10 protein-coding genes, 15 tRNA genes and 2 rRNA genes are annotated in these 11,185 nt (G+C 42.4%); 25 read left to right on the forward strand and 2 right to left on the reverse strand.

The genetic code is table 11. From position 1 onward, the window contains the following. The 25 genes from UF75_RS21950 to UF75_RS22070 form a co-directional block, all read left to right on the forward strand. A 23S ribosomal RNA gene (locus UF75_RS21950) occupies positions 1-219 on the forward strand; the annotation flags it as partial. Positions 220-327: 108 nt separating this feature from the next. Next, positions 328-443 (forward strand): 5S ribosomal RNA (rrf, locus tag UF75_RS21955). A 193-nt stretch (positions 444-636) separates the two neighbouring features. Then, complete coding sequence (locus tag UF75_RS21960) at positions 637-1,305, forward strand: Crp/Fnr family transcriptional regulator (RefSeq protein WP_045576690.1); 669 nt, start codon at positions 637-639, stop codon at positions 1,303-1,305. A 437-nt stretch (positions 1,306-1,742) separates the two neighbouring features. Further along, on the forward strand, positions 1,743-2,168 hold the full coding sequence (locus UF75_RS21965) for a hypothetical protein (protein ID WP_045576691.1): 426 nt from the start codon (positions 1,743-1,745) through the stop codon (positions 2,166-2,168). Positions 2,169-2,194: 26 nt separating this feature from the next. Next, positions 2,195-3,133, forward strand: coding sequence for a sulfite exporter TauE/SafE family protein (locus UF75_RS21970; protein ID WP_045576692.1), 939 nt, complete (start codon positions 2,195-2,197; stop codon positions 3,131-3,133). Positions 3,134-3,185: 52 nt separating this feature from the next. Further along, positions 3,186-3,779: a DUF1847 domain-containing protein gene (locus tag UF75_RS21975; protein WP_045576693.1), complete on the forward strand. Its 594-nt coding sequence runs from the start codon at positions 3,186-3,188 to the stop codon at positions 3,777-3,779. 418 nt (positions 3,780-4,197) lie between these two features. Beyond that, positions 4,198-4,665 (forward strand): 4Fe-4S dicluster domain-containing protein, encoded by a 468-nt coding sequence (locus UF75_RS21980; RefSeq protein WP_045576694.1) that lies wholly within the window; start codon positions 4,198-4,200, stop codon positions 4,663-4,665. A gap of 1 nt (position 4,666) precedes the next feature. Continuing rightward, entirely contained in the window at positions 4,667-5,929 is a 1,263-nt protein-coding gene (locus UF75_RS21985; protein ID WP_045576695.1) for an FAD-dependent oxidoreductase, read from the forward strand. A 1-nt stretch (position 5,930) separates the two neighbouring features. Continuing rightward, on the forward strand, positions 5,931-8,012 hold the full coding sequence (locus UF75_RS21990; protein ID WP_045576696.1) for a molybdopterin-dependent oxidoreductase: 2,082 nt from the start codon (positions 5,931-5,933) through the stop codon (positions 8,010-8,012). Further along, positions 8,009-8,560: a 4Fe-4S dicluster domain-containing protein gene (locus tag UF75_RS21995; protein ID WP_045576697.1), complete on the forward strand. Its 552-nt coding sequence runs from the start codon at positions 8,009-8,011 to the stop codon at positions 8,558-8,560. Before UF75_RS21990 ends, UF75_RS21995 begins: the two co-directional genes overlap by 4 nt. A 283-nt stretch (positions 8,561-8,843) precedes the next feature. Next, a tRNA-Glu gene (locus UF75_RS22000) sits at positions 8,844-8,919 on the forward strand. Between the two features lie 8 nt (positions 8,920-8,927). Next, a tRNA-Val gene (locus UF75_RS22005) sits at positions 8,928-9,003 on the forward strand. A gap of 25 nt (positions 9,004-9,028) precedes the next feature. Continuing rightward, positions 9,029-9,104: transfer RNA gene (locus UF75_RS22010), tRNA-Asp, on the forward strand. A 24-nt stretch (positions 9,105-9,128) separates the two neighbouring features. Continuing rightward, positions 9,129-9,212, forward strand: a tRNA-Tyr gene (locus UF75_RS22015). 134 nt (positions 9,213-9,346) lie between these two features. Continuing rightward, positions 9,347-9,421, forward strand: a tRNA-Met gene (locus tag UF75_RS22020). 44 nt (positions 9,422-9,465) lie between these two features. Further along, positions 9,466-9,540 (forward strand) — tRNA-Gln (locus UF75_RS22025). A gap of 7 nt (positions 9,541-9,547) precedes the next feature. After that, positions 9,548-9,624, forward strand: a tRNA-Lys gene (locus tag UF75_RS22030). A 7-nt stretch (positions 9,625-9,631) separates the two neighbouring features. Continuing rightward, positions 9,632-9,706: transfer RNA gene (locus UF75_RS22035), tRNA-Gly, on the forward strand. Between the two features lie 5 nt (positions 9,707-9,711). Beyond that, a tRNA-Arg gene (locus UF75_RS22040) sits at positions 9,712-9,788 on the forward strand. An 18-nt stretch (positions 9,789-9,806) separates the two neighbouring features. Next, positions 9,807-9,882 (forward strand) — tRNA-Thr (locus UF75_RS22045). 8 nt (positions 9,883-9,890) lie between these two features. Beyond that, positions 9,891-9,975, forward strand: a tRNA-Leu gene (locus UF75_RS22050). A 16-nt stretch (positions 9,976-9,991) separates the two neighbouring features. Further along, positions 9,992-10,082, forward strand: a tRNA-Ser gene (locus UF75_RS22055). A gap of 8 nt (positions 10,083-10,090) precedes the next feature. Continuing rightward, positions 10,091-10,165, forward strand: a tRNA-Asn gene (locus UF75_RS22060). Position 10,166: 1 nt separating this feature from the next. Beyond that, positions 10,167-10,243 (forward strand) — tRNA-Met (locus UF75_RS22065). A 5-nt stretch (positions 10,244-10,248) separates the two neighbouring features. Further along, positions 10,249-10,322, forward strand: a tRNA-Gly gene (locus tag UF75_RS22070). Between the two features lie 69 nt (positions 10,323-10,391). Here the strand turns inward: UF75_RS22070 and UF75_RS22075 are convergent. Both UF75_RS22075 and UF75_RS31125 read right to left on the reverse strand, forming a co-directional pair. Continuing rightward, positions 10,392-10,658, reverse strand: coding sequence for a CoA-binding protein (locus UF75_RS22075; protein ID WP_348983088.1), 267 nt, complete (start codon positions 10,656-10,658; stop codon positions 10,392-10,394). Continuing rightward, positions 10,642-10,788: a CoA-binding protein gene (locus UF75_RS31125; RefSeq protein WP_348983087.1), complete on the reverse strand. Its 147-nt coding sequence runs from the start codon at positions 10,786-10,788 to the stop codon at positions 10,642-10,644. The genes UF75_RS22075 and UF75_RS31125 overlap by 17 nt, the downstream gene beginning before the upstream one ends. Positions 10,789-11,185 lie beyond the last annotated feature (397 nt).

Here is an 11,185-nt window from a genome sequence, read left to right on the forward strand (position 1 = left end):
CACTGGTGTACCAGTTGTCTCGCCAGAGGCACCGCTGGGTAGCTATATTCGGAGCGGATAAGCGCTGAAAGCATCTAAGCGCGAAACCGGCCTCAAGATGAGATTTCCCACAGCGTAAGCTGGTAAGACCCCTGAAAGATGATCAGGTTGATAGGCCAGGTGTGGAAGCGCCGTGAGGTGTGGAGCTGACTGGTACTAATAGGTCGAGGGCTTGACCTAACATGAGCGCTCTAGGTAAGTGGCTCAAATTTGTTCGACGAGACTAGATTAACGACTCTGTGCAGTTTTGAGAGAACAGCGTTCGCAAGGACAGCCCAATCTCAGACATCTGGTGATCATGCCGGAGGGGTTCCACCCGTTCCCATACCGAACACGGAAGTTAAGACCTCCAGGGCCAAGGATACTTGGAGCATAGCTCCTGGGAAAGTAGGTCATCGCCAGGTAAACAAGTAAAAGACTATCTCTAACGAGGTAGTCTATTTGCGTTCGTTACCGGGACGCCGTGTGGCGAAAGTCTCGTCCGACTTTCGTATCGCTAGGTAACAAACATGCCAGAAATAGTTGTCTTTTAAAATATAGGGTGTAGATATATGGAATTTGTGATAAACTATAACTTATATGGGGGGATACTCTAGAATGGAAAATATCAATCATGAAGCACTTGCGTTAGATGAATATGAAAAAAACCTTGTCAGAGAATATGGAACAGTAATTCATTATCCTAAAGGACAAATAATTTTTTCTGAAGGGGACACAGCTGATCGAATATACTTGATTGAGCAAGGTTTTGTGAAAATATATAGAATAACCCCAGATGGTCGAAGAGTCACTGTAGGAAGTATGAGAACAACGGGGCAGCTAATGGGTTTAGCTGAAACCTTGTACCACGGGGAAAGAACCTGTTTTGCTGGTGCAATCAACGATGCCACTTTGGTTGTTGTACGAAAAGCGCGTTTTGAGGAATTACTTGTGAACCATCCCTCCATTGCTATTAAGGTTGCAACAACTTTAGGTGTTAGAATGAGAGAAGCTGAGGCAATTATTCAAGAAATGGTTTGTTTCCAGGTGCCTGGCAGATTAGCAATGTTACTACTTAAAATGTCCGAACGTGCAGGAATTGAAACGGAAATTGGTACGAAAATAAGCTTTCGCTTAACCCACGACGAAATCGCTTGTATGATAGGAACCTCAAGACAAACTGTTACCTCCTTGCTTAACATATTTAGACAAGAAAACAGCATTTCGATTGAAGATAAGGAAGTGTATATTCTCGATACTGATAAGTTGAGTAAATGGATTGTCTAAGAGAGGCTGGCCTAGAATGCTAGCCTCTCTTTAGTTTATCCGAACAGTAGAAGCACTTTACGTCGACAACGATATAACATAGGCAATTCGCAATGAAGTATAAGTGGAACCTTAAGTTAATGAGAAAGTGCGGGGTGATGTGATGTATGCATTAAGAAATGCGCATATGAGAATAAAGCACTCCTTGAGATTAAATAAAGTCGTTTAAAAGACATAAATAAGGTAAAAATTTTGACCAGAATAAGGTAATAAGCTTGACAATAATAAGGTAATATGTTTGACAATAATAAAGTCAGTATAAGGACATTATTATTGACCGGGGTTTGATAAATTTAGCACATAGTAAAAATAAAGATAGCTGAAAGGAGGAAGAACTAGGCCTAGGCAGGCCAGGGCTGTTTTAGTAAACGAAAATTTTTCAAGAGAGGCGTTTAGCTATGAAGATGGTTTCTGAACTAGTGAAATTCCTTAAAGACCCCCACGCCAAAAAGGTCCAGCGCTATAAAGAACGGTATCAGGAATTAGACGATCTCTCAAATGTGGCAGTTGAAATCGGAGATGAAGAGGCCTATAAGTCCCTTCAGGTGGAAATGAAGGAAGTTTTTTTTGATTATTTAGCAGCTGTAGCGGTAGATTCAATCTATAAATTAGCTCCTCACGTTCTTATAATTTGGGTAATTAGTTTGAAATGGCCAAACATCACGATTCCATTTGTAAACTGGAAAGTCAGTATATTTGGGGTATATCTAGTCACATTCGTTCTATTTCAAGTAGGAAAATGGCTTGAAAAACCAATTAAGTCTAGGTTATATAAATTAGGTTTATTTGGTTTTTCTAGAGCATCAGAAGTAACTAAAATTTAAAATTCAATAAATTGGAGGAAAGTATTATGCATTTCGCATTAGCTGGTGTAGACGCTAATCCCATTAGTTTGATCCTTTGGGGTATTTTCGTAGGGTATGTTTTCACATCTGTAGGCGCAGCAGGTGGTATCTTGGCAGGGGTAGGGCATATGAGTCTTTTCGGACTTAAGAATGCCAATATGGTTAAGCCTATGAACCAAATTTTGACACTTGTCAGCCCAATCGTTGGAACTCCTTTATATCTTCGCGAGAAGCGAATTGTTGTACCTACCGCTGTTGCTCTGGGCTTAGGTGGAATCGTTGGTGCGTTAATAGGATCTACTCTTTCGTCCTCCTTATTAAAAGAAATGAAAACTTTCCAACCTTACTTTGGTATAGTCACCTTAGGTATCTCATTACGTATCGCTTATGAATGTACCGCTAAATTTAGAGACAGTCAAAAATCGGTAAAAGCCGCTAATGATACTTTTGCTGCAAAAGTTAAAGAACTTAAGGCCTCAGGCAAAATGAATGAGCTAAAGGAAATCGGTGTTAACTTCAAAAAAATTGGTATTCAAAACACCTTTACCTTTGCTGGTCAAGAATTTAACTATAATGGCATTACTGTCTTTATTACAGGGCTTTTGGTAGCAATTCTCTCCGCCTCCTTGGGGGTCGGCGGTGGTTTCTTACTGGTTCCTTTTATGACGAGTGTGATGGGATTCCCAATGTACATTGTAGCAGGAACCTCTGTTCTTTCCATATTAGTATCATCTTCAACCAGTATTTTAAACTATCTTTCGATGGGTAGCGCTCTAGATCTTCAGTTCCTTGCCTTTGAATTAGGGGGAGTTGCCATTGGTACTGTAGTAGCGGCTCGAGTGTCTAAGTATATCAATGCACGTTATATGAAAATGTTCCTTGCACTTGTCTTGTTCTATATTGGTCTGAAGTATGTGTTACCTCTAGTAGGCATTCATATCTAAATAAATCCAAATTATGCCTATATTAAATAAAATAAAATAAGGGGGGGTCTTAATGCAGTGTGCATCCTGTAAAATGAAGACTAAAAACATGTGTGATAAAGAAGGCTTTGATTGTACTGGGGGAAAATATACACTCGATGAATGTCTCGAAGAAGAAAATAAACCCTTTCATCGCCTCAGTGGTTGCTTCCAAGCGGTACATGGTAACAATCTTAGCCGCCTTGATGAATTGATTATGTTTGCTAAGAACATGGGTTACAAGAAACTTGGAATGGCATTCTGTGTAGGTTTAACTGAGGAAGCTGCAGTCTTAGAAAAGATTTTATCTCAACATTTTGAGGTATATTCAGCTTGTTGTAAAATAGGTGGACTTAAAAAAGAAGATTATGAAATACCTAAAGTGAAAGAGGATAAAATTGAAGTTATTTGTGACCCAATACTTCAAGCCAAAGTCCTGGAAAATGATGGAACTGAACTTAACATAGCAGTAGGCTTATGCGTTGGTCATGATATGTTATTCAATAAGTACTCGAAGGTACCAGTCACAACCTTCGCAGTTAAGGACCGTATATTAGGTCATAATCCTTTGGCAGTTTGTTATTCTAGTTATCTGCGTAAGAAGTATATGAATAAGAAATACGAATAAGGGATTGTAACGAAACTTAGCCCAGAAAGTCGCCTAAAACCATTGGTTTTAGGCGACTTTTATCTTAGAAGGTTGTAACATAATATAATGACACAAAAGGGGGGCGTAGCGAATGGTTTCGTTAGCCCCCTCTTTTATTTATTACCGATTAAACAAATTAAAACAATGCATGCTTTAATATAGGAGACATGCATTTTCTATAAGGAAATAAAAGCATTTGTCATTTGCAAGGCATAAGACAAGAATATAGTCGAAAATTGGACATTAATATCGTTTGGAGTTTGATAAATTAGGTACATAGCAAATATTGAGGATGCCTACGTGTTCTGTTTTACATCATTTATTAGCAATGTATACCGGTGTTTTGCGGGAAAGAATGAGTACAAGGAGATTAGCATTCGGTTGGAGAGAGGGGTAGATGCGTGTGCAAAAATTGTTTTTTATATCAAAACGTTGCGATGGGTGTCGGGCTTGTGAAGTAGCATGTCTTGAAAAACATTCTCAGTCTCAGAGCATATTTATGACGAAAATGGAACAACCATCTCCGCAACCGCGGATTAAAGTAAAAAGACCAGGAAATCAATACTGGGCTACCGTATGTCAACACTGCACGGATTCAATGTGCGTCAGGGCATGTATGACTGGAGCAATGCAGTATTCCCCAGAAGGTGAAGTTTTTCACAATACTAATAAATGTGTTGGTTGTTGGATGTGTATAATGGTTTGTCCGTTCGGTGCCATCGCACCACTAAACGAGGCAAAAAAAGCGAGTAAATGTGATCTGTGCAAGGATGAAAAGATTCCTCCTTGTGTAGCATCATGTTCCCGGCAAGCTTTATTTTATGGTACTCCAGAGGAATATGAAATGAAAGTTGCGGGTGATTGATATGCGTTATCTCATTATCGGCAATAGTGCGGCAGGAGTTTTTGCAGCAGAAACAATTCGGGGTCTGGATCCAGACGGACAAATTACCATGATTTCAAATGAAGATTGTTTACCCTATTCGCGTTGCCTAACCTCCTATTATTTAGGAAATGAAATTTCAGAAGAAATGGTGTACATTCGAGATAAAGCTTTTTACACTGAAACGGGGATTGACTTTCAAGTTGGATATGTTGTAAGGGTGGATGTTGATTCTAAAAGTGTCTTGTTAGACTCGGGTGAAAAAGTTACTTATGACAAGTTGCTAATTGCCACGGGTTCTTCTCCGTTTAACCCTCCTCTTGAGGGAAGTGGCATAGAGGGAATCTTTGAACTGCGCACCTTAGATGATGCTAAAGCCGTGGCTGAGTTTGCTCTAAAAGTAAAATCTGCCGTTGTAATGGGTGCTGGTCTAGTAGGGCTTAAAGGAGCCCATGGACTTCATGAACTGGGGATCAGTGTAACAATTGTTGGATCTGCCCCTCAAGTCCTGAGGCACTCCATTGATGTAGAGTCTGCAGAGATTCTGACAAGGCGGTTAGAAGAAGACGGCTATCGTGTCCTCCTAAATACCAAAGTGACTAAAGTGCTGGGTGAAGAGGATGCAGATGGACGGATGTCAGTATCCGGAGTGCTTCTGAATACTGGTGAACAGATTCCTTGTCAGATGATTATAAGAGCAGTTGGAGTTCGCCCTAATGTAAAACTGGTCAGTGATAGCGGGGTGTCAGTGAATTACGGCATTATCGTTGATGATGAAATGCAAACGTCGGTAAAAGATATTTACGCTGCGGGTGATGTTGCAGAGGCATCCGATCTCTTAAGTGGCGAAAAGAGCGTGAATGCTATATGGCCTTCTGCAACAGAACAAGGAACGGTCGCTGGTTGCAACATGGCAGGTGTTAAGCGCAAATATCTTGGTTCACTGGCTGTAAACTCTGCTGTAATCTCCGGAGTAGGGATTATTTCTGCCGGACTCGTGAATTTGCCACCTGGAGAGGGTAGTGTGCTCAGGGCATATGAGCCCAATAAGAACTTCTATCGTAAGTTCATGATTAAAGATGGGCGTTTGGTAGGAATGATCATGGTGGGCGACATCGAAGGCGCAGGTATTCTGAGCGGCCTAATTCGGAAGAGGGCTAAAGTTGACCCTAATTATCTTAATAAAATGTTAGTAAATCCAATTGAATATCCTGGGTACTTGCCGGTAGAGAGAGGGGGTCAGTAAAATGGGTTCATACGTAAGAACAAGAGCTCTAACTTCAAGCAGTGAACCATTAGATCATGACGAGGAATTACGTACGTCTATTTGCTGTCTTTGTAACGGTGGGTGTGGGATAAAAATTAGCCTAGATCAAGAGGGGAAAATTAAGGCGGTTTTTGGCGACCCGGAAAATCCGTATAATAAAGGGAAAATTTGTTCTAAGCCCATGGAAATTGCCCAAACGCTTTATGGACCCTATAGGGTCAGATATCCTATGAAAAAGGTCAATGGCACCTTTGAGAGAATCAGCTGGGATGAGGCTTTAGATCTGATCGCCCAAAAATATAATCAGTATATCAAGGAAAATGGTACAGGATCGATTGTGGGCATTACATCCAAAATCGGTGGGTCTTACAGTAAGTTAGCTCATGGCATATTTTCAGAGTTAACTGGTCTCGTGAATTACGGAACTGGGCCGATCTGTACCGATTCAGAAGCGAATGTGCGCAAGAAACTTTTCGGAGACGGTTCTGGGACAAGCCCTCTCTCAGATGTAGTCAATTCTAAGATCCTGTTAATAGTGGGTAACAATACTGCCCAAACGAAGGCGGGACAATTCCACTGGATTACGGAGGCTAAGCGGAGAGGAACGCGAGTAGTAGTAATTGACACACGCTTTACAGAGACTGCTCAGGCGGCTGACCTATTTATCCAGATCAGACCGGGAACGGACGCTGCCTTAGGTATGGCGTTATTGAATTATGTTATCAAGAATGGCCTCTATGATCCAACGTTTGTGTCCAAGCATACCAATGGCTTCGAAAAACTGGTACAGGATGTAAGTACTTTTACAACAAAGCGTGCAGAGGAGATCACAGGAGTTCCCCAAAATGTTATTGAGAAATTAGCTCAAGATTTAGCTACGCTAAAGCCAGGCATGCTCTTCGAAGGTCGGGGCATCGTTTGTGTTAATAATGCAGGAGCTTCACTTTGGGCGTTTGAAGGACTAATGGCTATACTTGGGAATATCGGAAAACCTGGGTCGGGAATTATTTCGCATATCAATAACACAGGTGGTATTAGCAATTTGATTCAACCTAACGATGTTATGAAGCCTGATCGTAAGAGATCATCAAGTGCCCTCTATAAAGACATGGAAGAGGGAGACGTGAAAATGGTTTTGATCTCAGGGAATCCCTGCGCAACTTGGCCCGATAGTGCACGGATGAGTAAAGCAATCGAGGGATTAGATTTTGTGGTCAGTCATACCTTGGTAATGGATGACTCCGCTGTACTAGCGGATATTGTCCTCCCTGCGACCCACTGGTTGGAAGAAGCCGGAGCCCAGCCAAGTGTGCATAGAGTTTTGCAGTGGAAAAATAAAACGGTTGAAATACGTGGTGAGGAAAAATCCGGCGGAGATTTCTACCGTTTATTGGCAGAACGTATGGGTTTGAACTCATCCTATTTTCCAGATTCTTCTGAATCAGCTTGGGAGCTGGAAAGAAAACACAATAAGAATGTCACGGGAATTAGTCGGGAACGGATGCTTGCAACCCCTGGTGGTGTACATTTTCCCTGTTCGGAAATTGGTAAGGAGAACGTGCGCCTATTTGCTAATGGTGTTTTCAAAACGTCCTCTGGCAAAGTCGAGCTGACAGGAGTCAGTGATGCTCCTCTTGATTACGTAGATACCTTTGATGCCCCTGGTAATAATGGACTCAGTCGTGAAGAGTTTCCCTATCTGTTTAGCACCAATAAGGTGGCAAGCCACTACCATACTGAATGCCAATACAGTGATTGGGCTAATGAGATGGAACAACCTTACGTGGAGATGCATCCTCTAACCGCCTTAGAGATAGGAGTCAAGGAAGGAGATAAGGTTAGGGTGGAGACAGTTGCGGGATCGATTGTTTTGGCGGCGAAGATTACTCAGTCAGTGCCACGGGGCTTCCTCTCGACCCAACCCTATTTCGGATTACAATCTCCTTATAGGCAAGCACCAGCGAATACCCTTTTTCCAGTAGCTACCGATCCTGTTGGGGGTAACCTAATTAGCAAAAACATTATGTGTAATGCTAAAGCCGAAGGGGGTCAAGGATCATGAGTCAGCATGCTATGCTAGTCGATGAGTCACGATGCATCGGATGTAAGAGTTGTACTGTTGCTTGTAAACAAGAAAATGGCCTCCAAACAGGAGATTGGTGGTTAAGAGTATGGCGGAGGGAACAGCTAAAGGATCATTTGGTTCGATATTATAATACTCAGTCATGTAGACACTGCGCTGACCCTGTTTGCCAGGCTGTATGCCCAGTGGGTGCTATTCAACGTGGGGAAGATGGGCTAGTGATCCAAGATGATGCAAAATGTCTTGGGTGTCATGTTTGTGTAACCTCATGTCCACATAATGCAATGAGGATCATGACAAACGGTAAAGTGGGGAAATGTACCCTTTGTAGTCATCGCTTGGCAAGAGGTAAAGAGCCTGCATGTGTATCTGTCTGTCCAGTTAATTCTAGAGTTTATGGTGAGCGCGAAGAACTTCTTCTTGAGGCAAATAAACGTTTGTCAGAATTAAGAACGAAAGGTTTGCGCGTCCATCTCGAAGGAACGGAAAAAGAGCAGACGGCGGTAATGTATCTGTTAGTAACGTAAAAAAATAAATAACTAATTAAGTTATAGGAATTTTGTTTTATTTGCATTATCCTGACGTTATAGTATATGGGTAGTGCAAATTAATTTTATTGAATATAAATGAGCGATACGTACATTATATAGAAGTTAGTTGTTTATACAGTATAGTTCAATTATACTAATATTAAACTTAACTAAGATTGTAGATGCTTATTTGAAGGCTATCTAATTTTTAAAAATTACTCATAAAAAGAGTTGACAATTAGTCATCGTTCAGCTATACTAAAAAAGTTCTCAAAAACGTGGCCCGTTGGTCAAGCGGTCTAAGACACCGCCCTTTCACGGCGGTTACACGGGTTCGAATCCCGTACGGGTCACCAATAAATAAGGGTGATTAGCTCAGTTGGTAGAGCGCCTGCCTTACAAGCAGGATGTCGGCAGTTCGACCCTGTCATCGCCCACCATTATCATAATTCGAAGGTCGAACTTGGCCCCGTGGTGTAGTGGTTAACATGCCTGCCTGTCACGCAGGAGATCGTCGGTTCAAGTCCGATCGGGGTCGCCATAATATCTTAGTAGTCCAACAAATGGGTAGGTGGCCGAGTGGTTAAAGGCGACAGACTGTAAATCTGTTCCGCGAGGTACGATGGTTCGAATCCATCCCTGCCCACCATTTTGAATTCGAAGATCGAGATTCGAAATACGATTATAATCGTATAAGAACTAAAGATCTTAGGATAAATAAAGACTAAGTCTGTGAGGGACACGAATATCTTAACGGTATATTACCTCAAGCTTAGCAATTGTCGCGGGGTGGAGCAGCGGTAGCTCGTCGGGCTCATAACCCGAAGGTCGTCGGTTCAAATCCGGCCCCCGCAACCAAGGTATTAGGTCCTAGAGCAAATGCTTAGGCTTAATATATAGATTGGGGTGTCGCCAAGTGGTAAGGCACCAGACTTTGACTCTGGCATTCGTAGGTTCGAATCCTCCCACCCCAGCCATATTTATGGGCCATTAGCTCAGTCGGCTAGAGCACCTGACTTTTAATCAGGGTGTCCCGCGTTCGAGTCGCGGATGGCCCACCAAACATTTGCGGGTGTAACTCAGTGGTAGAGTGTCACCTTGCCAAGGTGAAAGTCGCGAGTCCGAATCTCGTCACCCGCTCCAAACATGCGCTCGTAGCCCAGCTGGATAGAGCGTCTGACTACGAATCAGAAGGCCGGGGGTTCGAATCCCTCCGAGCGCACCATAGTAAAAAAATTGACATGCCGTTGTAGCTCAGTTGGTAGAGCGTATCCTTGGTAAGGATAAGGTCACCGGTTCAATCCCGGTCAATGGCTCCAGCAAAAATGCGGGAGTGGCGTAATTGGCAGACGCGCACGTTTGAGGGGCGTGTGGGTAACACCGTACGGGTTCAAGTCCCGTCTTCCGCACCAATTAAGAAAAATTTGTGGAGAAGTACTCAAGTGGCTGAAGAGGACGGTTTGCTAAACCGTTAGGGTGGGTAACTGCCGCGAGGGTTCAAATCCCTCCTTCTCCGCCAAATATTATTCCTCGATAGCTCAATGGTGGAGCAACCGGCTGTTAACCGGTAGGTTGTAGGTTCGAGTCCTACTCGGGGAGCCATGGCAGGGTAGCCAAGTGGTCTAAGGCAAGTGGTTCATACCCGCTCATTCGAGGGTTCAAATCCCCCCCCTGCTACCACACTTGCGGGTGTAGCTCAATGGTAGAGCGCTAGCCTTCCAAGCTAGTTACGCGAGTCCGATTCTCGTCACCCGCTCCATTCGTTAAATAAACCGCGCTTTAGGCGCGGTTTTTGCATGTTCTTTTGTATGTTCAAATGACCTGGAATTCATATAAATTTGTTGCGTGTTTGGATCAACACACACTGGTCGTGAATTACGGCTATCCCATGTTCTTCTCCGTTCTGGATAGCCTCTTGACTTTCACTACCGGGCTGCATCCATACTCGCTTGATTCCAAGGTCGATACAATCTTGGACGGCTTGTTGCGTAATTTTAGGTGGAACCACAAGACTGACAGCATCAGGCCGTTTCGGTAATGAAGCTAAAGAAGGATAACAAGGATCTCCATCGATATTATCAAGACCGGGATTGATTGCATAAACTGAGTAGCCCGATTTTTTTTAGTTGGTTATAAACCTTGTAGCCATATTTAGCCTTGTCACTGGATACACCGATCACAGCCCAAGAATTCTGTTTTAAAAAATCGTTAATATCACCAAGCATATTATAAATCCCCCTTCCTTAAATCCTTTAAAAATTAAAGTTCCATAAAAATGGGATATTTCTAGGCCGAAGAAGCATTAATGCCCTTTTAGTTTAGATTAATTTGTATAAAATTGCAAATTAAGAGTCTTGATAACCTATCTGTTATTTTTGGGTTATAACATATAATATTCTCCTAAGGAAACCTACAGTATAGGTCAGTATAAAAGTTATTGTTGACATCAAACTCTAAAAATGCTATTATAACCGAGCGCCAATATGACGCATATTGATCGAAAAGTGCAAGAAGTTAAGGCTCTAAGCGAATTGATCAAAACAAACGAAAATTAGTTATTGACAACGAGAGTTGAAAATGCTAATATGTAATTCCGGCCTAAACAGCCGAAAACATGGACTT

The sequence above is a fragment of the Desulfosporosinus sp. I2 genome (assembly GCF_000960765.1).
Classification (GTDB): domain Bacteria; phylum Bacillota; class Desulfitobacteriia; order Desulfitobacteriales; family Desulfitobacteriaceae; genus Desulfosporosinus.